At 74.3% G+C, this 21,647-nt stretch carries 21 protein-coding genes; 14 read left to right on the forward strand and 7 right to left on the reverse strand.

Annotated features, from left to right (window positions below; all coding sequences use genetic code 11):
• The first annotated feature begins 8 nt into the window (after positions 1-8).
• The 5 genes from KPF22_RS15075 to KPF22_RS15095 all read left to right on the forward strand — a co-directional run bounded on the left by KPF22_RS15075 (position 9) and on the right by KPF22_RS15095 (position 3,624).
• Complete coding sequence (locus KPF22_RS15075; protein WP_224402456.1) at positions 9-749, forward strand: enoyl-CoA hydratase; 741 nt, start codon at positions 9-11, stop codon at positions 747-749.
• 188 nt (positions 750-937) lie between these two features.
• Positions 938-1,447 (forward strand): L,D-transpeptidase, encoded by a 510-nt coding sequence (locus KPF22_RS15080; protein ID WP_224402457.1) that lies wholly within the window; start codon positions 938-940, stop codon positions 1,445-1,447.
• Positions 1,448-1,521: 74 nt separating this feature from the next.
• The gene (locus KPF22_RS15085) at positions 1,522-1,863 is read left to right on the forward strand and encodes a BlaI/MecI/CopY family transcriptional regulator (RefSeq protein WP_100880464.1); all 342 of its coding nucleotides are present in this window, start codon (positions 1,522-1,524) and stop codon (positions 1,861-1,863) included.
• A 79-nt stretch (positions 1,864-1,942) separates the two neighbouring features.
• On the forward strand, positions 1,943-2,848 hold the full coding sequence (locus KPF22_RS15090; protein ID WP_208820880.1) for a M56 family metallopeptidase: 906 nt from the start codon (positions 1,943-1,945) through the stop codon (positions 2,846-2,848).
• Positions 2,845-3,624: a hypothetical protein gene (locus KPF22_RS15095; RefSeq protein WP_224402458.1), complete on the forward strand. Its 780-nt coding sequence runs from the start codon at positions 2,845-2,847 to the stop codon at positions 3,622-3,624. The genes KPF22_RS15090 and KPF22_RS15095 overlap by 4 nt, the downstream gene beginning before the upstream one ends.
• A 2-nt stretch (positions 3,625-3,626) precedes the next feature.
• Here KPF22_RS15095 and KPF22_RS15100 read toward each other — a convergent pair whose 3' ends face one another.
• Complete coding sequence (locus KPF22_RS15100) at positions 3,627-4,802, reverse strand: oxygenase MpaB family protein (protein ID WP_208820884.1); 1,176 nt, start codon at positions 4,800-4,802, stop codon at positions 3,627-3,629.
• Positions 4,799-5,449 (reverse strand): TetR/AcrR family transcriptional regulator, encoded by a 651-nt coding sequence (locus KPF22_RS15105; protein WP_208820886.1) that lies wholly within the window; start codon positions 5,447-5,449, stop codon positions 4,799-4,801. Before KPF22_RS15105 ends, KPF22_RS15100 begins: the two co-directional genes overlap by 4 nt.
• Before the next feature lie 105 nt (positions 5,450-5,554).
• Between KPF22_RS15105 and KPF22_RS15110 the strand changes: the two genes are divergently transcribed.
• Both KPF22_RS15110 and KPF22_RS15115 read left to right on the forward strand, forming a co-directional pair.
• Positions 5,555-6,949 (forward strand): sigma 54-interacting transcriptional regulator, encoded by a 1,395-nt coding sequence (locus KPF22_RS15110; RefSeq protein WP_178373746.1) that lies wholly within the window; start codon positions 5,555-5,557, stop codon positions 6,947-6,949.
• Positions 6,942-8,900 (forward strand): VWA domain-containing protein, encoded by a 1,959-nt coding sequence (locus KPF22_RS15115; protein WP_224402459.1) that lies wholly within the window; start codon positions 6,942-6,944, stop codon positions 8,898-8,900. The genes KPF22_RS15110 and KPF22_RS15115 overlap by 8 nt, the downstream gene beginning before the upstream one ends.
• 154 nt (positions 8,901-9,054) lie before the next feature.
• Here the strand turns inward: KPF22_RS15115 and KPF22_RS15120 are convergent, their stop codons facing one another.
• The 3 genes from KPF22_RS15120 to KPF22_RS15130 all read right to left on the reverse strand — a co-directional run bounded on the left by KPF22_RS15120 (position 9,055) and on the right by KPF22_RS15130 (position 11,698).
• Positions 9,055-9,936 carry an NAD(P)H-binding protein gene (locus KPF22_RS15120; protein ID WP_208820890.1) on the reverse strand — a complete coding sequence of 294 codons (882 nt, stop codon included), beginning with the start codon at positions 9,934-9,936 and terminating at the stop codon, positions 9,055-9,057.
• Positions 9,937-10,031: 95 nt separating this feature from the next.
• The gene (locus KPF22_RS15125) at positions 10,032-10,811 is read right to left on the reverse strand and encodes a transporter substrate-binding domain-containing protein (protein ID WP_374107492.1); all 780 of its coding nucleotides are present in this window, start codon (positions 10,809-10,811) and stop codon (positions 10,032-10,034) included.
• Between the two features lie 11 nt (positions 10,812-10,822).
• Positions 10,823-11,698 carry a LysR family transcriptional regulator gene (locus KPF22_RS15130; protein WP_224402460.1) on the reverse strand — a complete coding sequence of 292 codons (876 nt, stop codon included), beginning with the start codon at positions 11,696-11,698 and terminating at the stop codon, positions 10,823-10,825.
• An 80-nt stretch (positions 11,699-11,778) separates the two neighbouring features.
• Between KPF22_RS15130 and KPF22_RS15135 the strand changes: the two genes are divergently transcribed.
• The 4 genes from KPF22_RS15135 to KPF22_RS15150 all read left to right on the forward strand — a co-directional run bounded on the left by KPF22_RS15135 (position 11,779) and on the right by KPF22_RS15150 (position 14,687).
• Positions 11,779-12,771, forward strand: a complete 993-nt coding sequence (locus KPF22_RS15135) for a bile acid:sodium symporter family protein (protein WP_224402461.1) — start codon at positions 11,779-11,781, stop codon at positions 12,769-12,771.
• Entirely contained in the window at positions 12,768-12,947 is a 180-nt protein-coding gene (locus KPF22_RS15140) for a hypothetical protein (protein ID WP_224402462.1), read from the forward strand. The genes KPF22_RS15135 and KPF22_RS15140 overlap by 4 nt, the downstream gene beginning before the upstream one ends.
• An 88-nt stretch (positions 12,948-13,035) precedes the next feature.
• A complete protein-coding gene (gene mshC / locus KPF22_RS15145; RefSeq protein WP_208820898.1) occupies positions 13,036-14,274 on the forward strand; it encodes a cysteine--1-D-myo-inosityl 2-amino-2-deoxy-alpha-D-glucopyranoside ligase in 1,239 nt (412 codons plus the stop codon).
• A gap of 53 nt (positions 14,275-14,327) precedes the next feature.
• Positions 14,328-14,687: a DUF2237 family protein gene (locus KPF22_RS15150; protein WP_208820900.1), complete on the forward strand. Its 360-nt coding sequence runs from the start codon at positions 14,328-14,330 to the stop codon at positions 14,685-14,687.
• A 3-nt stretch (positions 14,688-14,690) separates the two neighbouring features.
• On the opposite strand, the gene KPF22_RS15155 is transcribed toward KPF22_RS15150, so the two are convergent.
• On the reverse strand, positions 14,691-15,815 hold the full coding sequence (locus KPF22_RS15155; RefSeq protein WP_224402463.1) for an MFS transporter: 1,125 nt from the start codon (positions 15,813-15,815) through the stop codon (positions 14,691-14,693).
• A 16-nt stretch (positions 15,816-15,831) separates the two neighbouring features.
• Positions 15,832-16,722: a PAC2 family protein gene (locus tag KPF22_RS15160; protein ID WP_062395159.1), complete on the reverse strand. Its 891-nt coding sequence runs from the start codon at positions 16,720-16,722 to the stop codon at positions 15,832-15,834.
• Between the two features lie 99 nt (positions 16,723-16,821).
• On the opposite strand from KPF22_RS15160, the gene metH reads away from it, so the two are divergent.
• The 3 genes from metH (at position 16,822) to KPF22_RS15175 (ending at position 21,640) form a co-directional block, all read left to right on the forward strand.
• The gene (gene metH / locus KPF22_RS15165) at positions 16,822-20,517 is read left to right on the forward strand and encodes a methionine synthase (RefSeq protein WP_224402464.1); all 3,696 of its coding nucleotides are present in this window, start codon (positions 16,822-16,824) and stop codon (positions 20,515-20,517) included.
• On the forward strand, positions 20,510-21,211 hold the full coding sequence (locus KPF22_RS15170; RefSeq protein WP_208820906.1) for an HAD family phosphatase: 702 nt from the start codon (positions 20,510-20,512) through the stop codon (positions 21,209-21,211). The genes metH and KPF22_RS15170 overlap by 8 nt, the downstream gene beginning before the upstream one ends.
• A 165-nt stretch (positions 21,212-21,376) precedes the next feature.
• A complete protein-coding gene (locus KPF22_RS15175) occupies positions 21,377-21,640 on the forward strand; it encodes a phosphoribosyl-ATP diphosphatase (RefSeq protein WP_062395155.1) in 264 nt (87 codons plus the stop codon).
• Positions 21,641-21,647 lie beyond the last annotated feature (7 nt).

The raw sequence follows: 21,647 nt of genomic DNA on the forward strand, positions 1-21,647 counted from the left end.
GTCCGGCCGTGATCTCCGTGAGCACCCACGACGACGTCGGTCTGATCGAGCTGAACCGCCCCGAGCGCCGCAACGCCCTGGACATCGCGACCTGCCAGCAGCTGGTCGACGCCGCGGCCGAGGTCCGCGCGGCCGGCGCGCGGGCGGTGGTCGTCGCCGGGAACGGGCCGGCGTTCTGCTCCGGCGCCGACTTCGGCGAGGTCTACACCGACGAGTTCCTCGACGCGCTCTACACCGGGCTGCACGCGGTCGCCGACCTGCCGATGCCGACCGTGGCCGCGGTGACCGGACCCGCGATCGGCGGCGGGCTGCAGCTGGCCCTGGCCTGCGACCTGCGGGTCGCCGCCCCGGAGGCGGTGTTCGGGCTGCCGACCGCGCGGCTCGGTCTGGCCGTGGACCCGTGGACGATCGAGCGCCTGGTGCAGATCGCCGGCGGCGGCACGGCCCGCAGCCTGCTGCTGGCCTGCGCCACCGTCGACGCCGCCACCGCCCACGCCCGCGGTCTCGCCGACACCCTCGGCGACCGCGACGCCGCACACGCCCTGGCCCGCGACATCGCGACCATGGCCCCGCTGACCCTGGCCTACAACAAGCGTTCGGTGGACGCGTTCGGCCGTGGCGGCCACACCGACCCGGCGGTGGTCGACGGCCTCACCGCGGAGTTCCGCGGATGCTGGGCCGCCGAGGACATCGCCGAGGGGCGCGCCGCCCGGACCGAGAAGCGCGCACCGGCGTTCCGGGGCCGCTGACCGCGGGACCGGACGGCGCAGCGACCGTCCGACGCTTCTCGTGCACCGCCGATCGGCGGTATCGGACTCGTCCGTTCAGCTCAAGATCATGTTGGGCTACCGTGGGGATCCAGCCGGTCGCACTGTGCATCCGGTCGGCCCCGACGGGCCGAGGACGTGGGCCGTGCGCCCGGCGGAGGGGCGGACGGATGCGGGCACGGGGACGGAGCCGGACCGCCGGGTTCCGCGCGGTGGGCGTCGCCCTGACCGGCGCCCTGACCGCCGGGCTCCTGGCGGGCCACGCCCTGGCCGAGCCGTCGGAGCAGCCCGATCCCACCGACCGGCAGGTCGCCACCGGCGCGCTCGTCCCGGGCACACCGTGCACCTCCTCGGCGCGGGCCTGTGTGGATCTGGCGAGCCGCTCCACCTGGCTGTTCGACGCCGGTCAGGTCGTCGCCGGACCGGTCGCGATGCGCCCCGGCGACCCGGAGGCCCCGACACCGACCGGGACCTTCGCCGTGCAGTGGAAGGCCGAGCAGTGGACCAGCCGGGAGCGGCTGACCCAGATGCCGTGGTCGGTGTTCTTCGCCCAGGGCGGTATCGCCTTCCACCAGGGCGACCTCTCGACCCCGTCGGCCGGCTGCGTGAAGCTCGCCGAGACCGATGCGCGCCAGTGGTTCGGCTACCTGCAGGTCGGCGACCAGGTGCAGGTCCACTGAGTCGCGCCGCGGGTGTGAGCCATCTCCCGCAGGGGTTCTACGCGCAGTAGAAAGGTTCGCGTAGGATGACCTTCGTGACGAGTCTGGGCGAGTTGGAGCGGGCGGTCATGAACGTCCTCTGGGAGACCGACCGGGACATGACCGCCCGTGAGGTGCAGGATCAGCTCGCCGACCGCGACCTGGCCACGACGACCGTGCTCACCGTCCTCGGCCGGCTCGAGCGCAAGCAGCTGGTCCGGCGCATCCGCGACGGCCGCGCCCACCACTACCGCCCGGTGGCCAGCCGGGAGGACCACGTGGCCGAGCTGATGACCGACGCGCTCGACGACGCGTCCGACCGGGGTGCCGCCCTCGCGCGGTTCCTCGGCTCGATGTCGGAGGAGGAGCGGTCGCGGTTGCGTGACCTGCTCGGCTGAGCCGCCGGCGATCCACGAGCCCGTCCGGTCGCGGGGGTGATGCAGCGCCGCGCCGCGCACTCCGCGACGATGTGAGGCGATGCAGCTGACCGCGCTCGGACTCGGACTGCTCGGCGTACTGCTCGCCGAGCCGGTCAGCCGTGCCCTGGCCCGGGCGCGCTGGCCCGGCCGCGACCCCGTCGGAGCGCTGCTGCTGTGGCAGGCCGTCGGGCTCGGCGGCGGGATCTCGCTGTTCGGTGCGGGGCTGGCCTACGGGCTCTCGCCGATGGGGCACAGTCTGCCCACCGCGGCGGCGGCGCTGTCGGCTTCGGTGGCGGCGGGCGAGTGGCCGGACCGGATGGACCCGCTGCACGTGGGTGCCCTGTTGATCGCGCTCGGGGTGCTGGTGCGGCTGCTGTCGGTCCTGGTGGTCACCACGGTGCGGACGCTGCGGGCCCGCCGTCGCCACCGCGACCTGCTCGACGTGCTCGCCACGCCGTGGCCGCACGCCTCCGGTACGCGTGTCCTCGACCATCCCGTCCCGGTCGCCTACTGCCTGCCCGGGCGCAGCTCCCGGCTCGTGGTGTCGGCGGGGGTGCTGGACGCTCTGGACACCGCCGGGGTGGTCGCGGTGCTGGCCCACGAGCGGGCGCACCTGCGTGAGCGGCACGACCTGGTCGTGCTGCCCTTCGTCGCGTGGGGGGCGACGGCGCCGTTCGTGCGCGGCATGGTGCACGCCCAGCTCGCGGTGGCCCGGCTGATCGAGATGCGGGCCGACGACGTCGCCCGCAGGCTGTGCGACCCCACCGAGCTGGCGACCGCGCTCAAGGCCGTCGGCGGGTCCGCGCCGGCGGCGGCGCTGTCGTCGTTCACCGACGCGTTGGAGGCACGCGTCGACCGGATCACCGCCCCGCCCCCCGCGCTGCCCCGCGTCGTGCACGGGCTGATCCGGCTGGTCGCCCTCGCGCTGGTCGCGGTGCCGGTGTGGCTGCTGGTCGCCCCGTGAGCACTCCGGTGCCCGGCCCGGTCCGTCCGTTCCCCGGGGCGGAGACGCTGCTGCGGGTGCACGCGGCGGCGCTGCCCCAGCCCGACCAGCTGGCCGGGCCGTTCGTCGCCCGGATGCTCGTGGCCGCGCTGTCCTCGCTGCCGGCACCGACGGTCGCCGCCTTCGCGCACGCGGCGGGCACCCGGGTGCGGGCCGGCGACGACGTGTCGTCGCGGCCGCCCGGGGCGCCGGCGGACGCCGACCACCTGCGCGGCCTGCCGGTCGCCGCGGACGACGAGCGGGCGGGCACCCCGGTGGCCGGTCTCGGTCGTGCGGTCGAGGAGTTCTCCGGGGAGTCGCTCGCCGCGGTCCCGGCCGCGGGGGACTGGACGGCCGCGCGCCTGAGCGCGCTGCTCGACGCCGTCACCGCCGACGGCCCGGTCGGCGTGCTGGCCGCGCTGCGGACCGGGGAGCTGGTCGCCGCGGCCACCCCGGTCGCCGACCTCGACGCCGGGGGCCGGCCGGGGCCTGACTGGTCGGTCGCGCACGTCGTCGCGCTGTGGGGGCGCCGGGACGGGCCGGGCGGGCCGCTGCTCGCCGTCGCCGACACCTACCCGCAGCTCGGCTCGCCAGACCTCGGGCCGGGGCTGCACCTGCAGCCGACCGACCGGGTCGCGGCCGCGCTGGACCACGGCGGCGGCCTGGTCCTGGTCGGGCCGGACCGGCGCCGCGACGCGCTGACCGCGGCCGTCGGGGCCGCCGGACTGTCCCCGTGGTGGTGGGACGACCCGGCCTGACCTCAGGCGCCGTGCGTCTCGAACAGGGAAGGGCCGCCGCGGTCCTCGGCGAGCAGCGCCCGGGTGGCGGCGATGTTGCGGACCCGCGCGGCCTCCAGCGACGCCGGGCTGCGCCGGACCCACCGGCGCTGCACCGCGACCACCCGCCCCAGGACGGCGACGGCCACCTCCCAGCCGGGGCTGCGCCGCAGACCCAGCCCGGTGGTCACCGCGGCGCCGTGGAAGCGCCGGGCCAGCGCCTGCAGCAGACGGCGCCCCTGCGGCACGGGCAGACGCAGCGGCTGCACGAGCAGCGCGGCGACGGCCCCGATCAGCGCCCCGGCCAGCGCACGTGACTCGGGGGCCGGCGGCCCGGTGACGGCGGTGACCAGCGCGTCGAGCTCCTCGGCGTCGGCGTGCGAGGTGACGTCGCGGACCAGCTCGGGATCGATGCCGAGCTGGTGGGCCAGCAGCTGCCAGCAGGCGTAGACCTCGGTGGTCTCGGCGGGGGTGAGCCCGAACCCGATCGTCGCCTCGGCCCGCATCGAGACGAGGGTGAAGTCCAGCCAGGTCCGGACCAGGTCGACCTGGTTGACCGGGGTGCCGTGCACGGCCTCGTCGAGGCCGCGGTCGCGGGCGAGCACGCGCATGTGGGCGTGCAGCATGCGGACCTGCAGGGTGCCGACGTAGCCGGGGCTGCCGGGGCGCATGCCGCCGGGCAGGGTGGCGGCGAGCAGCCAGGTGCCGGTCTCGGTGAGGCGGCGCTCGGCGGACTCCACCAGCCGTCCGGTGGTGCCGAGCAGCACCGCGATCGACGGGGAGCCGTAGGTGCGCAGCAACGCCCCGGCCGACAGGGACAGGGTGTGCACCGCGGGCGGTGCGGTGAACATGGGCCGGATCCCGGTGTCGAGGATCGCGGGGTCGGTGCCCGCGGGCACCGACTCGGCCGAGGTGAGCAGGGCCGCGAGGGCGGGGGAGGGCCCGGTCAGCGAGGCGAGCCCGTCGCGGATGCCGCGCTGCAGCGCCGCGGTGAGCGCGCGGCCGCCCTCGCGGCCCGCGGCGCGGATCTCGGCGACGACGGCGTCGGCGAGCGGGTCGCCCGCGGTCCGGGCGCGCACCGCGAGGTCGGCCCGCCGGGGGCCGAAGCGGGCGGCGAGGGCGTCGCGGTCGGGTGCGCCGGGGGGTCGGGTGGCGGTCACGGGAACCGGTCCTCCTGGGTCTCGTGCGGGGTCTCCTGCGGGACGGCGCGGTCGTCGTGGGTGGTGAGCCCGGCTCCGGCGAGCAGCCGGGCCATCCGGGCCCGCAGCTCGGGCTCGCCCGGCGGGACGGGCGCGAACACGGCCAGCGCGGACAGGCCGAAGACCCCGGCGAACAGCTCGCGGGCCCGTTCCCGGTTCCCGACGTGGTCCTGGATGAGGTCGACCAGCGCCGCGTCGGGTTCCGCGGCGGCCGGGCCGGTGGCGGTGCCGCCGTGGCCCCGGGCGACGCGGACGCGCAGCTCCAGCATGGTCAGGAACACCCGGCGGCGGGGGCCGAGCAGGTCGACCAGGTAGGCGGTGCAGGCGTCGAGCAGCGTCAGATCACCGGAGCGGGCCCGGCGGGTCAGCTCGCCCAGCCGTGCGACGGCGTCGTGCTCCAGCTCGACGGCGACCGCCTCCAGCAGCGCCTCGACGGTGCCGAAGTGGTAGGTCGCCGACGCGGCCGAGGCACCGGCCCGGTCCGCGACCTGGCGCAGCGTCAGCCGGTCGAAGCCGTGCGCGGTGACGACGTCGACGGCGGCCCGCACCAGCGCGCGACGGGTGTCGGCGCCGCGTCGTCGTCGCCCGTCGGGGGTGGGATCGGCCATACCCGACAAACTATCTGTACGGCCAGACAGATTCCAGGTCCGGTCCGCGGAACACGGTTCCGCGACGACGCGCTGCGGTCCGGAACCGGGCGTAGCGTGGAGATCGTGCCCGTCACACCTGACCTTCCCCGTACCGTCGGTGCGCTGCGTGCGTCCGGTCACGTACAGCGCCCCGTGAAGCACGAGATCCGCGACAACCTCCTGGTGGCCCTGCGCGAGGGCCGCGACCCCTGGCCCGGCATCGTCGGCTTCGACGACACCGTCGTCCCGCAGCTCGAGCGGGCCCTCATCGCCGGCCACGACCTCGTCCTGCTCGGTGAGCGGGGCCAGGGCAAGACCCGCCTGCTGCGGTCGCTGGCCGGCCTGCTCGACGAGTGGACCCCTGTCATCGAGGGCTCCGAGATCGGCGAGCACCCCTACGAGCCGATCGTGCCCGCCTCGATCCGGCGTGCCGCCGAGCTCGGCGACGACCTGCCGGTCGCCTGGGTGCACCGCGACCACCGCTACACCGAGAAGCTGGCGACGCCCGACACCTCGGTCGCCGACCTGATCGGCGACGTCGACCCGGTCAAGGTCGCCGAGGGCCGCTCGCTGGGCGACCCCGAGACCATCCACTTCGGGCTCGTCCCGCGGTCCCATCGCGGCATCGTCGCCATCAACGAGCTGCCCGACCTGGCCGAACGCATCCAGGTCGCACTGCTCAACGTGATGGAGGAGCGCGACATCCAGGTCCGCGGCTACACGCTGCGGCTGCCGCTGGACGTGCTGCTCGTCGCCAGTGCGAACCCCGAGGACTACACCAACCGCGGGCGGATCATCACCCCGCTCAAGGACCGGTTCGGCGCCGAGGTCCGCACCCACTACCCGCTGGAGCTGGCCCCCGAGGTCGAGCTCGTCGCGCAGGAGGCCGACCTCGTCGCCGAGGTGCCGAGGCACCTGCTCGAGGTCGTCGCCCGGTTCACCCGGCACCTGCGTGACTCGTCCGCGGTCGACCAGGGATCCGGCGTCTCGGCCCGGTTCGCCGTGGCCGCGGCCGAGACCGTCGCCGCCGCGGCGTTGCGCCGTGCCGCGCTGACCGGCGAGGAGACCCCCTACGCCCGGCCCGTCGACCTCGAGTCGGTCCCCGCGGTGCTCCGCGGCAAGATCGAGTTCGCGTCGGGGGAGGAGGGTCGCGAGGACGAGGTGCTCGAGCACCTGCTGCGCCGCGCGACCGCCGACACCGCCCGGTTCGCGCTGCGCGGGGTCGACCTCGACGAGCTGGCCGTCGCGGTCTCGACCCGCCCGGTCCGGACCGGCGAGCGGATCCCGGCGAAGGACGTCGTCGCCGCGCTGCCACAGGTCGACGCCCTCACCGAGATCGCCGCGAAGCTCGGCGCCGCGGGCACCGAGGACCCGGGCCCGATGGCCTCGGCCGCGGAGCTGGCGCTGGAGTACCTGTTCCTGACCCGCAAGCTGGCCAAGGACGAGTCCGACGACGGTGACACGGTGTCGTATGGCTGATCCCAGGCGTCGTCGCCGCCGGTACGCCTACGGCCCCTACGCGGGCGGGCCCGACCCGCTGGCACCGCCGTACGACATCCGGGCGGCGATGGACCAGATCGGCCGCGACGTCATGGAGGGCTCCTCGCCGCGCCAGGCGCTGCAGGAGCTGCTCCGTCGCGGCCTCGACGGACGGCGCGGCCTCGACGACCTCACCCGCCGGGTGTGGGAGCGGCGCCGGGACCTGCAGCGCGACAACCGCATCGACGGGACGCTGCAGGAGGTCCGTGAGCTGCTGCAACGGGCGCTGGACGCCGAGCGCGAGGCGCTGGGCAACGAGGACTCCGACGACGCGCGGTTCCGCGAGATGCAGCTCGACGCCCTGCCGCCCGACACCGGCGGCTCGGTGCGGGAGCTGAGCTCCTACGACTGGCGGTCCTCCGACGCCCGCGAGGCCTACCAGGAGATCCGCGACCTGCTCGGCCGGGAGCTGCTCGACCAGCGCTTCGAGGGCATGAAGCAGGCCATGCAGAACGCCACGCCGGAGGACGTCGAGCGGATCAACGCCATGCTCGACGACCTCAACGACCTGCTCGACCGGCACGCACGCGGCGAGGACACCACCGAGCAGTTCGCCGAGTTCATGGGCAAGCACGGCGAGCACTTCCCGGAGAACCCGCAGAACACCGAGGAACTGGTCGACGCGCTCGCCGCCCGGGCCGCCGCGGCCCAGCGGATGATGAACTCGATGTCGGCCGAGCAGCGCGCCGAGCTGGCCGAGCTGGCCCAGCAGGCGTTCGGCGACCCGCGGCTGTCGCAGTCGCTGGCCCGGCTCGACGCCCAGCTGCAGGGCCTGCGCCCGGGTGAGGACTGGTCGGGGGAGGGCGACTTCCGCGGCGAGAACCCGATGGGCATGGGCGAGGCGACCCGCGCGATGGAGGAGCTGGGGCAGCTCGACGCACTGGCCGAACAGCTCGCGCAGAGCTACCCCGGCGCGCGGATGGAGGACATCGACCTCGACGCGCTCACCGAGATGCTCGGCCCGGAGGCCGCCGCCGACGCCCGCACCCTGGCCGAGCTGGAGCGCGAGCTGCAGCGCCAGGACCTGTTCCGCCGCGCCCCCGACGGGTCGCTGATGCTCTCGCCCAAGGCGCTGCGGACGCTGGGGCAGTCGGTGCTGCGCGACGTCGCGGACCGGATCTCCGGGCGGCAGGGGCAGCGCGACACCCGGCGCTCCGGTGCCGCCGGCGACGCGACCGGGGCGACCCGGCCGTGGGCCTTCGGTGACACCCAGGCCTGGTCGGTGCCGCGGACCCTGCTCAACGCCCAGCTGCGCCGCGCCGGCGGCGACGACCGGGCACTCGACGTGTCCGACGTCGAGATCGTCGAGACCGAGCAGCGCACCCGGGCCGCGGTGACGCTGCTGGTCGACACGTCGTGGTCGATGGTGGCCGAGGGCAGGTGGGTGCCGATGAAGCGCACCGCGCTGGCACTGCACCAGCTCATCTCCACGCGGTTCCGCGGCGACGACCTGTCGCTGATCACCTTCGGGCGGCACGCTCAGACCGTGGACCTGGCCGAGCTGATCGGGCTGGAGGGCGTGTACATGCAGGGCACCAACCTGCACCACGCCCTGCTCCTGGCCCGGGAACGGCTGGCCCGCCGGCCCGACGCGACGCCGGTCGTCCTGGTGGTGACCGACGGCGAGCCGACCTCGCACCTGGAACGCGACGGCGAGGCGTTCTTCGACTACCCGCCCAGCCCGCACACGCTGCGGGCGACCGTGGACGGGCTGGACCGGCTGATCGGGATGGACGCGGCGTTCACGTTCTTCGTGCTCGGCGACGACCCCGGGCTGCTGTCGTTCGTGAACCGGCTCGCCCGCCGGGCCGGGGGACGGGTGGTGCAGCCCGACCTGGACGGCCTCGGTGCCGAGGTGGTGTCGGACTACCTGCGCCGCCGCACCGGCTGAGCAGCAGCAGCGTCGGCTGCCGGCCGGCTGCCGCGGATCGTCGACCCGCGCGGCGGCCCGGTCGCGTGCCGTGGCACCCCGTGCGCCGGGTGCCACGGCACGTCGGCGGCCGCCACGGCGGCGCGGATGGGCCGGACGGCGCTGCCCGCTGCGGTCAGGCGGGTTCCGGGGCGCGCAGGTGTTCGGCGGCCCAGCTCCGCAGGGTCGTCGGGGTCGTCGAGACCCCGTCGCGGCGCTGCTCGGGCACGTACCCGGGGGCGGCGAGCCCCTCCGCCATCCCGGCGACCGCGTCGACCTCGGCCGGGATCATCCCGGCCCCGGCCAGGATCTCCCGGAACTCCCGGCTCCCGAGCGGCACCGCACGGACCGGGTGGCCCAGGACCTCGGTGAGCACCGCCGCCGCGTCGTCGAACGTCAGGTCCGCCGGTCCGTGCACGGCCTGCACCGACCGCCCCGACCACACCGGCCCGAGCAGCCGCACCGCGGCGACGGCGGCGATGTCGGCCGGTGCGACCCACGGCAGGGGGTGGTCGAGCGGCCACGGCGTCGACAGCGTCCCGCCGGCGATCTCGTCGGCCGACATCAGCAGGTTCGACATGAAGTAGCCGCACCGCAGGTGCAGCACCGGGGCGCCGGTCGCGTCGAGCGCCTGCTCGGTCGCGGCCAGGCCGTCGATGTCCCCGGCGCCGCGGCGCAGCTCCGCGCCACCGCTGCTCTGCAGCACCGTCGCGCCGATCCCGTTGCGGCGCACGGCCTCCGCGACGACTGCGGCGCAGGCTCCCTGGTGGGCGAGCGGGTCGGTGCCGGGCGGAGCGGGCGGGTTCACCCAGTACAGCCGGTCCGCGCCGAGCGTGGCGCCGACGACGGCGTCGGCGTCGGTCTGGTCCGCGACCACCGGCTCGACCAGCCCGGCGAGGTCCCGGGGCAGCGTGGCCGGGTCGCGGAGCAGCGCCACCGGCTGCAGCCCGGCCTGTACGAGCAGGCGCAGCAGCCGGGAGCCGACGGTGCCGGTCGGTGTCGTCACCACGATGCGCATGCCCGCACCGTCGCACAGGGGTCCGACAGCCACACCCGTTCACCGGCGACCACACCTGTCGTGACGGGTGTGGCCGCCCGGCAGGGGGTGTGGAGTCAGCCGAGCCAGGGGCGGGCGAGGCGGTCCCAGGTGCCGTCGGTGCGTGCCGTGCGCAGCCAGGTGTTCACCCGCTCGGTGAACGCCGGGTCGCCGGCCGGGGTCAGGTAGGCCTTCTCCGAGTCGGTGAACGGGGCGTCGGGGTGCACCGCGCACAGCACCCCGGGGTGCTGTGCGGCCTGCCAGCGGGTCTCGATCGCGTCGGTGACCATCAGGTCCGCGCGGCCGGCCACGATCTCGTCGAAGATCGTGGAGTTGTCCGGGTGGTCCACGATCGTCGCGCGGGTGAAGGTCGCCCGGGCGAAGCGCTCGTTGGTCCCGCCCGGGTTCACCACGACCCGCACACCGGGCCGGTCGATGTCGGCGACCGTGCCGTAGCGGGCGACGTCGGGGCAGCGCGCGATCGGCGTCTTGCCGTCGCGCAGGTAGGGCTCGGTGAACACGGCCCGCTCCGCGCGGTCGGGGGTGACCGAGACGCCGCCGACGGCGATGTCGCAGCGCCCGGCGACGACGTCGTCGAGCAGGGTCGCCCAGGTCGTGCGGACCAGCTCGGCGCGGGCACCGAGCTCGGCGGCGAGGTCGCGGGCCATGTCGACGTCGATCCCGGACCAGGTGCCGTCCGCGGCCAGTGCGGTCAGCGGCCGGTAGTCCCCGGTGGAGCAGACCCGCAGCACGTGCGACGACGCGACCCGGTCCAGCGTCGGGGACCCCGGTGCGGCGGGCGCACCGCATCCGGCGACCAGCATCGCGAGCAGCAGGACGATCGGCAGGCGGCGCACGGCCCGGGACCCTAGCCGCCGTTCGGGGGTGTCCACGACTCCGGACGGAGGTCTGCGGTGCGGATGCTGCGGACCAGCGCCTCGGCCGGGTCGCTGCGCCGCCGCCCGTGCGCGAGCACCAGCTCGACCGGGCCCAGCTCGGGCAGCCCGGCACGGTCCCCGACGACCTCCAGCCCGTCGGGGACCAGCGTCGCGGCGTGCGCGAGCACGCCCAGACCGGCGAGGGCGGCGGCCCGCAGGCCGGACAGGCTGCCGCTGGTGCAGGCCATCCGCCACGGCCGCCCGACCGCCTCCAGGGCCCCGACGGCGGCGGTGCGCGACAGGCTCGGCGGGGGATAGGCGACGACCGGTACCGGGTCGCCGGGGCCGAGCGGCAGTCCGGGCGCCCCGACCCAGACGAAGCGGTCGCGGCGGACGACCAGCCGGCCGTCGTCGGGGCCGGGGAGGCGCTTGGCGAACATCAGGTCCAGTTCCCCGGCGTCGAGGCGGTGTTCGAGCCCGCCGGCCAGGCCGACGGTCAGCTCCAGGTCGACCTCGGGGTGGCGGCGGCGGAAGTCCGCGAGCACCGCGGGCAGCCGGGTCAGGACCAGGTCCTCCGACACCCCGAACCGCACCCGGCCGTGCACCCGCGACGCCCGGAAGTGCGCCATCGCCCGGTCACCCGCGTCGAGGATGGTGGCGGCGAACTCCAGCATCGCCTCGCCGTCGACGGTGAGCGACACCGAGTGGGTGTCGCGGTCGAGCAGCGGGCCGCCGACCGTCGCCTCCAGGCGCCGCACGTGCTGGCTCACGGTGGACTGGCCGACGCCGAGTGTGGCGGCGGCCCGGGTGAAGCTGCGGGCACGCGCGACGGCGGTGAAGGACCGCAGCTGGACGGGGTCGAGCACCCGGTCATCATAGATCGCGGACACAGTCATGGTGATCAGTCGGTTTCCCGATGAGGTGGACGGCTTGCAGGATGGAACCCATGCGCGTCCGTCCCGATCCGTTCCTGGTGCTGCTCCTCGTGACCGTCGGCGTCGCGTCGCTGTTCCCCGCGCGCGGCGCGATGGTCGGGATCGTCGACGTCGCCGTCACCGCCGCGATCGCCCTGCTGTTCTTCCTCTACGGCGCCCGCCTCTCCGCCGCCGAGGCGCTGGGCGGGCTGCGGAACTGGCGGCTGCACGGCACCGTCCTGGCGGCGACGTTCGTATTGTTCCCACTGCTCGGCCTGTCGGTGCTGCTGCTGCCGGAGTGGCTGCTGCCCGCGCCGCTCGCCGCCGGCGTCGTGTTCCTGTGCTGTCTGCCGTCGACCGTGCAGTCCTCGATCGCCTTCACCGGCATCGCCCGCGGCAACGTGCCCGCCGCGATCGTCGCGGCGTCGGTGTCGAACGTGCTCGGGGTGGTCCTCACCCCCGTGCTGGCCGCGCTGCTGCTGGCCACCAGCGGCGGGTTCGACGCGTCGAGCTTCGGTGACATCGCGCTGCGCCTGCTGGTGCCCTTCCTCGCCGGGCAGGCCGCACGGCCGCTGATCGGGCGGTTCGTGGCCCGGCACAAGAAGCGGCTGTCGCTGGTGGACCGCGGGTCGATCCTGCTCGTCGTCTACGCCGCGTTCAGCGAGGGCGTCGTCGCCGGCATCTGGGGACGGCTCACCCCGGTCTCGCTGCTCGTGCTGCTCGGGATCTGCCTGGTGCTGCTCGCGCTCGCGCTCGTGGTGACCTCGCTCGGGACCCGCGCGCTCGGTTTCGACGACGCCGACCGCATCGCGATCGTGTTCTGCGGGTCGAAGAAGTCGCTGGCCAGCGGGCTGCCGATCGCCGGTGTGCTGTTCGGCGGCCCCGCCGGGGCGCTGGTGGTGCTGCCGCTCATGCTGTTCCACCAGATCCAGCTGATGGCGTGCGCGATGATCGCCGACCGGGTCGGCCGGCGCCGCGCGGCGCTCGACACCGACCGGGCCGCCGGAGCACCATCGCGGGCGTGACGCCGTCCGCCTGTCGTCTCTGTGGCGCCCCCGGTCCCGACGACGCCGGGGTCGCCGCCGTCGCGGGCTGGGTGACCGACCGCGACGAGCGCGGCCGCAACGGCCGGTTGTGCCCGGCCTGCGCCCGCCGGCACGTCCGCGACATCGAGTCCAAGCTCGACGTCGAGTGGTGGTGACCGGCACCCCGTCCCGCACCGGAATCTGCGACGGACGCCGCGCGTTCGCATGCGTGACCGCTTCCGAGAGCTAGGTAGGTTTGACCGCATGGAGACCTGGGCCCCGACCGACGTCCCGGCACTGGAGGGCAGCGGCCCGCCGCTGCGCCTGCACGACACCGCCACCGGCCGGGTCCGTCCCACGGCGCCGGGCCCGGTCGCGACGATGTACGTCTGCGGGATCACCCCCTACGACGCGACCCACCTCGGCCACGCCGCCACCTACCTGACGTTCGACCTGGTCAACCGCTACTGGCGCGACCTCGGCCACGACGTGCACTACGTCCAGAACGTCACCGACATCGACGAGCCGCTGCTGGAGCGCGCCGAGCGCGACCAGGACGACTGGGTCGTGCTGGGCCTGCGCGAGACCGCCCTGTTCCGCGAGGACATGGAGGCGCTGCGGGTCCTGCCGCCCCGCCAGTTCGTCGGTGCCGTCGAGGCGATCCCCGAGATCGCCGAGCTGGTCGAGAAGCTGGTCGCCGCCGGGGCGGCCTACCGGATCGACGACCCGGAGTACCCCGACGTCTACCACGACGTGACCGCCACCGGGCGCTTCGGCTACGAGTCGAACTACGACCTCGACACCATGCTGAGGTTCTCCGCCGAGCGCGGCGGCGACCCGGACCGGCCGGGCAAGCGCAACCGGCTCGACCCGCTGCTGTGGCGCACCGCGCGCCCCGGCGAGCCCGCCTGGGACTCCGGCCTCGGCCGCGGCCGCCCCGGCTGGCACGTGGAGTGCGCCGCGATCGGCCTGAACCGGCTCGGCCCGCAGATCGACCTCAACGGCGGCGGCTCGGACCTGATCTTCCCGCACCACGAGTGCGGCGCCCTGCACACCGAGTCCCTCACCGGTGAGCACCCGTTCGCCCGGCACTACGTGCACACCGGCATGATCGGCCTCGACGGCGAGAAGATGTCGAAGTCCAAGGGCAACCTGGTCTTCGTCTCCAAGCTGCGCAACGCCCGCGTCGACCCGAACGTCATCCGGGTCGCCCTGCTCGACGGGCACTACCGCACCGACCGGTCCTGGACCGACGAGGTGCACGCGAAGGGCGACCGGCGGGTGACGCGCTGGCGCGAGGCCGTCGGCCTCGACGCCGGGCCGGACGCGGCCGAGCTGGTCGCGAAGCTGCGGACCCACCTCGCCGACGACCTCGACACCCCCGGTGCGCTCGCCGCCGTCGACGCCTGGGCCGAGGAGGCGCTGACCCGCCGCGGCACCGACACCACGGCCCCGCAGCAGGTGCGCACCGCGCTGGACGCGCTGCTCGGCGTGACCCTGTAGAACCGGCACCCACCCGACCGGCGGGGCGGGCGCCCGGCCGGGACACTCCAGGGATGGCTCTCAACGTGCTGGGCGGTGAGCTGGAGACCTGCGGGACGGATCCGCTCACCGGCTTCTACCGCAACGGATGCTGCGACACCGGGGGCGAGGACGCGGGCGTGCACACCGTCTGCGCCCGCGTCACCGCCGAGTTCCTCGACTTCTCCCGCGAGCAGGGCAACGACCTGACGACCCCGAACCCGCGGTTCGGGTTCCCCGGCCTGGTGCCGGGGGACCGGTGGTGCCTGTGCGCGAGCCGGTGGGCCGAGGCGCTGCGCGAGGGCGTCGCACCGCCGGTGGTGCTCGAGGCGACGCACGCCCGCACCCTCGAGTGGGTCGACCTCGACGACCTGCGGGCGCACGCGGACGGGTGAGACTCAGGCGCGGCGCGTCCGGTCGACCGCGAGGACGGCCGGCACGCCCGCCGCGAGCAGCGCCGCGGGTGCGAAGAACGCCACCAGCGGGTCCGCGTGGTAGACCGGCGTCAGCGCCACCGGTGACGCGGCCGTCCCGGCGAAGCGCACCGCCTGCACCACCGACACCGCCCCGCCCCCGCCCCCTCCGGCCGGGCCGAGGACCAGTGCGTTCACCCCGACCAGGATCAGCTGGCTGCACACACCGCCCAGCGCCCACAGTGCGACGACCACGCCCAGCACCGGCACCAGTCCGATCAGGGCGACGAGTACGCCGCCCCCGACGGCCCCGGTCAGCACGCAGCGGCGCGGGCCGAGCCGGTCCACCGCGCCGCCGATGAGACGCGCGGTGAGGATTCCGGCCACCCCCAGCGCGGTCAGCACCAGCCCGCGCGGCCCCGCCCCCAGGCCGAACTGCTCCTCCAGGCGCAGGGCGAGCAGGAAGTTCAGCCCGGCCAGACAGCCCCAGCCGATCGCCGCGACCAGCCCGAGCCGCAGCACCGGACCGGTCCACGCCGAGCGCAGCCGGGGGCGGGCGTCGCCGGTGGCGCGGGCCGAGCCGCCGGGGATCCCGACCACACCGAGCAGCAGCGCGACGCCGGCCGCACCCCAGAAGGCCCACCGCCAGTCCACCTCGGCGCCCAGCCCGCCCGCCAGCGGCGCCGAGGTCTGCCCGGCCGCCTGCAGCGACCCGAACCAGCCCAGCGCCCGGCCCAGCCGGTCCGGCTCCACCGCGGCGGCCAGCGCCGCCAGCAGCACCGGAGTGGTGAACGCGTTCGCGACACCCTGCAGCGCCCGCCCGGCCAGGAAGACCGGCCAGGACACCGCCAGCACGCAGGCCAGCGAGGCGACGACGTAGAGCGCGTACCCGGCGACGACGGTGCGCCCCCGTCCCCACCGGTCGCCGAGGGTGCCCGAGACGAGCATGACCCCGGCGAACGGCAGCAGGTACGCGGTGATCGACACCGACGCCGTCGCCGTCGGGACGCCGAAGTCGGCGCCCAGCTCCGGCAGCATCGCCGCGGTCAGGCCACCGCCGAAGGGACCGAGGAAGGCGCCCAGGAACAGCGCCGCCCGGCGCAGCGCCACCACGAGCCGCGGCCGGTCAGGAGTTGGGGCCGCGGCGGCGCAGGTAGCGCTCGAAGTCCGCCGCGATGGAGTCACCGGAGGTCTCGCGCAGCTCGGTGCGGGCCTCCTCGTCGTCGGACTCCGACGCCTGCTCCTCCAGCTGACGCACGTACTCGCGGACCTCGTCGTCGGCGTCGGCCATCTCCGAGACGGTCCGCTCCCACTCCTCGGCCTTCTCCGGCAGCACGCCGAGCGGCACCTCGACGTCGAGGGACTCCTCGATCCGGTGCAGCAGCGCGACCGCGGCCTTCGGGACCTGGGCCTGCGAGACGTAGTGCGGCACCTCGGCCCAGTAGGAGACGGCCGGGATGCCGGCCTGCACGCAGGCCTGCTGGAAGACCGCGACGATCCCGGTCGGGCCCTCGTAGTTCGACGGCTCGGTGCCCATCGCCTTCTGCGACTCCGCGTCCCACGAGGTGCCGTTCACCGGCGTCGGACGGGTGTGCGGGACCTCGGTGAGCAAGGCTCCCAATGTGATGACCTTCGTCACGCCGAGACGCTCCGCGTGGCCCACCAGCTCCGCGCAGAACGTCTTCCACCGCAGGTTCGGCTCGATCCCGTTCACCAGGACGACATGCCGGTCGGTACCCGGCAGCGTCGCCCACGACAGCCGCGTGGTCTGCCACTCGATCCGCCGGGTGACGCCGTCGGAGAGCTTGACGTGCGGGCGCGTGACCTGGAAGTCGTAGTACTCCTCGGGGTCGATCGAGGTCAGAGGCTTCGCGTCCCAGCTGAGCTCGAGGTGCTCCAGCGCGGTGCTCGCGGCCTCACCGGCGTCGTTCCAGCCCTCGAACGCGGCGATGAGGACCGGGTCGACCAGGTGCGGAGTGCTGTCGCCGCCCGTGGTGCTCGGCTCTCGGTCGGTCATCGCCCCAGCCTACGACCCCGCGGGCGCACGGCCGGGTTCCCTCCCCGTCACCAGGTACCGTGGTCGATCGTGTCAGCTACGACGGGAGCGGATCACTCGGTGGGCATCTCTTCGGACGACCACAGCACGACCCGCCCGGTCGACCCCGAACGGGTCGAACGAGCGGCCCGGCGGACCGAGCAGCTGACGGAGCTGCTGGGCCGGCGCATCGGCGTCATCGACGGGGCGTGGGGCACCGTCATCCAGGGCCTCGGCCTCACCCCGGAGGACTACTCCGCGGACTGGCTGCACGGCCACCCCAAGGACACCAACGGCGACCCGGACCTGCTCAACCTCACCCGTCCGGACCTGATCCTCCAGGCGCACCGCAACTACTTCGACGCCGGCGCCGACCTGACGACGACCAACACCTTCACCGCGACCACGATCGGCCAGGCGGACTACGGCCTGGAGTCGAAGGTCGACGAGATGAACGTGGCCGCGGCGCGGCTGGCCCGCGAGGCCGCCGACGAGGCCGAGAAGGCCACCGGCGAGCCCAAGTGGGTGGCCGGCTCCATCGGTCCGCTGAACGTCACGCTGTCGCTGTCGCCGAAGGTCGACGACCCCGCCTACCGGGCGGTGTCCTACGAGCAGGTCTACGACTCCTACGCCCAGCAGATCGCCGCGCTGGACGACGGCGGCGTCGACATCCTGCTGATCGAGACCATCTTCGACACGCTGAACTCGAAGGCCGCGCTGCAGGCCGCGCACGACGTCGCCCCGCACCTCCCCGTGTGGATCTCGGTGACCATCGTCGACCGCTCCGGGCGCACCCTGTCCGGGCAGACCGTCGACGCGTTCTGGACCTCGGTGCGCCACGCCGCGCCGCTCGTCGTCGGGCTGAACTGCGCACTGGGCGCCGACGAGATGCGCCCGCACGCCGTCGCGCTGGCCGAGATCAGCGACGCGTTCGTCGCCACCTACCCCAACGCGGGCCTGCCGAACGCCTTCGGCGGCTACGACGAGACCCCCGAGCAGACCGCGGACTTCCTGAAGGAGTTCGCCGAGTCCGGGCTGGTCAACATCGTCGGCGGCTGCTGCGGCACCGGCCCGGAGCACATCCGCCACATCGCCGACCGGGTCAAGGGGCTGCCGCCGCGGGTGCCGGCGCAGGCCCCGCAGCGCACCCGCTTCTCCGGCCTGGAGCGCTTCGAGATCGGCCCCGACACCGGGTTCGTGATGATCGGTGAGCGGACCAACGTCACCGGCTCCAAGCGGTTCCGCAGGCTCATCGAGTCGAAGGACTACAACGGCGCGCTCGACGTCGCGCTGGACATGGTCCGCGGCGGCGCGAACATGCTCGACGTCAACATGGACGCCGACCTGCTCGAGTCCGCCGACGAGATGCGCACCTTCCTCAACCTGCTGGCCACCGAGCCCGAGGTCGCCCGGCTGCCGATCATGATCGACAGCTCGCGGTGGTCGGTGATCGAGGCGGGCCTGCAGTGCGTGCAGGGCAAGGGCGTCGTCAACTCGATCAGCCTCAAGGAGGGCGAGGAGCCCTTCCTGGAGCAGGCCCGCAAGGTCAAGGCCTACGGCGCGGGCGTGGTGGTCATGGCCTTCGACGAGACCGGCCAGGCCGACACCGCCGACCGCAAGGTCGAGATCTGCGGCCGCGCCTACGACCTGCTCGTCGAGAAGGCCGGGCTCGACCCGCACGACATCATCTTCGACCCGAACATCCTCGCCATCGCCACCGGCATGGAGGAGCACAACGACTACGCGAAGGACTTCATCGAGGCCTGCCCACGGATCAAGGAGCGCTGCCCCGGCGCCCACATCTCCGGTGGTGTCTCGAACCTGTCCTTCGCCTTCCGCGGCAACAACGTCGTCCGCGAGGCCATGGACTCGGCCTTCCTGTTCCACGCCATCAAGGCCGGTCTGGACATGGGGATCGTCAACGCCGGTCAGCTCGCGGTCTACCAGGACATCCCGGCCGACCTGCTCGAGATGGTCGAGGACGTCCTGTTCAACCGCCGCCCCGACGCCACCGACCGGCTCGTGGAGAACGCCGACCGGTTCAAGGGCGAGGGCACCCAGCGCAAGGTCGACCTGTCCTGGCGGGAGGCCGACGTCCGCGCCCGCCTGTCGCACGCGCTCGTGCACGGCATCGTCGACTTCGTCGAGGCCGACACCGAGGAGGCCCGCGCGCAGGCCGCGCGGCCGCTCGACGTCATCGAGGGCCCGCTGATGGACGGCATGAAGGTCGTCGGCGACCTGTTCGGCGACGGCAAGATGTTCCTGCCCCAGGTCGTGAAGTCCGCCCGCGTGATGAAGCGCGCCGTCGCCTACCTCGAGCCCTTCATGGAGAAGGAGAAGGAGGAGGCCAAGGCCCGCGGCGAGATCGACGCCCGCGGCCACGGCAAGGTCGTCATGGCCACGGTCAAGGGCGACGTGCACGACATCGGGAAGAACATCGTCGGGGTCGTGCTGGGCTGCAACAGCTACGAGGTCATCGACCTCGGCGTGATGGTGCCCGCGCAGACCATCCTCGACACCGCCGTCGCCGAGGGCGCCGACGTCGTCGGGCTGTCCGGCCTGATCACCCCCTCGCTCGACGAGATGGTGAACGTGGCCACCGAGATGGAGCGGCGCGGCCTGAAGCTGCCGCTGCTGATCGGCGGGGCCACGACCTCCCGCCAGCACACCGCGGTGAAGATCGCCCAGCAGTACCAGGGCGACGTCCTGCACGTCCTGGACGCCTCCCGGGTCGTGGGGGTCGTGTCGGACCTGCTCGACGACGACCGCGCCGAGGCCCTGTCCCGGCGCAACGACGCCGACCAGCAGCGGCTGCGCGAGCAGCACGAGGGCCGGCAGGCCAAGCCGCTGCTGCCCTTCGCCGACGCCGTCGCCAACCGCGAGAGCATCGACTTCGGCGAGCTGCCCGTCCCGGAGTTCACCGGGGTCCGCCCGTGCGAGCCCACGATCGCCGAGCTCCGCGAGCTGATCGACTGGCAGTTCCTGTTCCTGGCCTGGGAGCTGAAGGGCAAGTTCCCGCAGATCCTGAACTCGCCGGTCGCCAAGGAGCTCTACGACGACGCCAACGCGATGCTCGACCAGATCATCGCCGAGGACCGGTTCACCGCCCGCGGCGTCTACGGCTTCTGGCCGGCCCGCGCCGAGGGCGAGGACATCGTGATCTCACCCGACGGCGGCGACGTGCGGCTGCCGATGCTGCGCCAGCAGACGGTCAAGCCGCAGGGGCGGGCCAACCGCAGCCTCGTCGACTACGTGGCGCCCGACGGGGACCACCTCGGCGCGTTCGCGGTGTCCATCCACGGCGCCGAGGACATGGCGGCCGAGTTCGAGACCGCGCTCGACGACTACAAGGCGATCATGGTGAAGGCGCTGGCCGACCGGCTCGCCGAGGCCTTCGCCGAGTACGCCCACCGGCAGGCCCGCCGCGAGTGGTTCGAGCCCGACGCGAACCAGGCCGTCGAGGACCTGCACGCCGAGCGGTTCCGGGGCATCCGGCCCGCGTTCGGCTACCCGGCCTGCCCGGACCACACGCTCAAGCGGCCGCTGTTCGACCTGCTGGGCGCCGAGGAGACCGGCGTGGGGCTCACCGAGTCCTTCGCCATGACCCCGGCGGCCGCGGTCAGCGGCATGATGTTCGCCCACCCGGAGTCGCGGTACTTCACCGTCGGCCGGATCGGGCCCGACCAGGTCGCCGACTACGCCGGCCGGCTCGGTGTGGACGTCGCCGTCGTCGAGAAGTGGCTGCGCCCGAACCTGGGGTACACCCCCGATGCCTGAGCCGACGACGCCCCGGCCCGCGGGTGTGCTGCTGGACATGGACGGCACCCTGATCGACTCGGAGAAGGTGTGGGAGGTCGCCCTCAACGACCTCATGAAGCACCTCGGCGCCCCGGAGCTGAGCCTCGCGGCCCGGCTGGAGTCGGTCGGCGGCTCGCTCGACTCGTCGCTGCGGATCTGCTTCCGGGAGGCCGGGCGCGACCCCGGCACGATCCCCGCCGACGAGTACCGCGAGACCGGCGAGTGGCTCTACGACCGCGCCGGGGAGCTGTTCTCCCACGGCGTGCCGTGGCGGCCCGGTGCCCGGGAGCTGCTCGGCGCCCTGCGCGAGGCGGGCATCCCCGCCGTGCTCGTCACCAACACCATCCGGGTGCTGGTGGAGCGGGCGCTGGACACCCTGGGCCGGGAGCACTTCACCGCCGTCGTGCCCGGCGACGAGGTGCGCGAGCCCAAGCCGCAGCCCGAGCCCTACCGGCGCGGCGCCGAGCTGCTCGGGGTCGAACCGGGCGACTGCGTCGCGGTGGAGGACTCGCCGACGGGTGCGCTGTCGGCCGAGCGGGCCGGCTGCGCGGTGCTGGTGGTGCCCTGCGAGCTCGAGGTGCCGGCCGGTCCGCGCCGGGTGCTGCGCGAGACCCTCGCCGGGATCGGGCCGGCCGAGCTCGGGGCGGTCCTCGCGGAGGTCCGGGCCCGCTGAACGGCGCAGGCGCCGGTGTGAGCGGGCCGTTCGCGGCGACGAGCGGCACCCCGACCTGGTCTTGCTCACTCCGGGTGAACCATCCGGCGCGGTCCGTTGCCCACACGGCTTACCGCCCCGGATGCGCCCGGCGTGCGGCGTGGGTCACCGTTCACACTGGTACCCGTGAAGACATTCGACGACTTGTTCGCCGAGCTGCAGGCCAAGGCCCAGGAGCGGCCGGCCGGCTCGGGGACCGTCGCCGCGCTGGACGCCGGGGTGCACGCCCAGGGCAAGAAGGTGCTCGAGGAGGCCGGTGAGGTCTGGATCGCCGCCGAGTACCAGGGCGACGACGAGCTGGCGGAGGAGATCTCGCAGCTGCTGTACCGGCTGCAGGTGATCATGCTCCAGCGGGGGCTCACCCTCGAGGACGTGTACAAGCATCTGTAGGTCGACC

The organism is Pseudonocardia sp. ICBG1034 (assembly GCF_020131375.1).
Classification (GTDB): Bacteria; Actinomycetota; Actinomycetes; order Mycobacteriales; family Pseudonocardiaceae; genus Pseudonocardia; species Pseudonocardia alni.

What these genes read in the sequence shown, in the direction of transcription:
- KPF22_RS15105 (WP_208820886.1), bottom strand. Translation starts at nt 5,449, where the DNA reads ATGGCCGATCCCACCCCCGACGGGCGACGACGACGCGGCGCCGACACC.
- KPF22_RS15080 (WP_224402457.1), top strand. Translation starts at nt 938, where the DNA reads ATGCGGGCACGGGGACGGAGCCGGACCGCCGGGTTCCGCGCGGTGGGC.
- KPF22_RS15150 (WP_208820900.1), top strand. Translation starts at nt 14,328, where the DNA reads ATGGCTCTCAACGTGCTGGGCGGTGAGCTGGAGACCTGCGGGACGGAT.
- KPF22_RS15120 (WP_208820890.1), bottom strand. Translation starts at nt 9,936, where the DNA reads ATGCGCATCGTGGTGACGACACCGACCGGCACCGTCGGCTCCCGGCTG.
- KPF22_RS15090 (WP_208820880.1), top strand. Translation starts at nt 1,943, where the DNA reads ATGCAGCTGACCGCGCTCGGACTCGGACTGCTCGGCGTACTGCTCGCC.
- KPF22_RS15160 (WP_062395159.1), bottom strand. Translation starts at nt 16,722, where the DNA reads ATGACCGACCGAGAGCCGAGCACCACGGGCGGCGACAGCACTCCGCAC.
- KPF22_RS15170 (WP_208820906.1), top strand. Translation starts at nt 20,510, where the DNA reads ATGCCTGAGCCGACGACGCCCCGGCCCGCGGGTGTGCTGCTGGACATG.
- KPF22_RS15135 (WP_224402461.1), top strand. Translation starts at nt 11,779, where the DNA reads ATGCGCGTCCGTCCCGATCCGTTCCTGGTGCTGCTCCTCGTGACCGTC.
- KPF22_RS15115 (WP_224402459.1), top strand. Translation starts at nt 6,942, where the DNA reads ATGGCTGATCCCAGGCGTCGTCGCCGCCGGTACGCCTACGGCCCCTAC.
- mshC (WP_208820898.1), top strand. Translation starts at nt 13,036, where the DNA reads ATGGAGACCTGGGCCCCGACCGACGTCCCGGCACTGGAGGGCAGCGGC.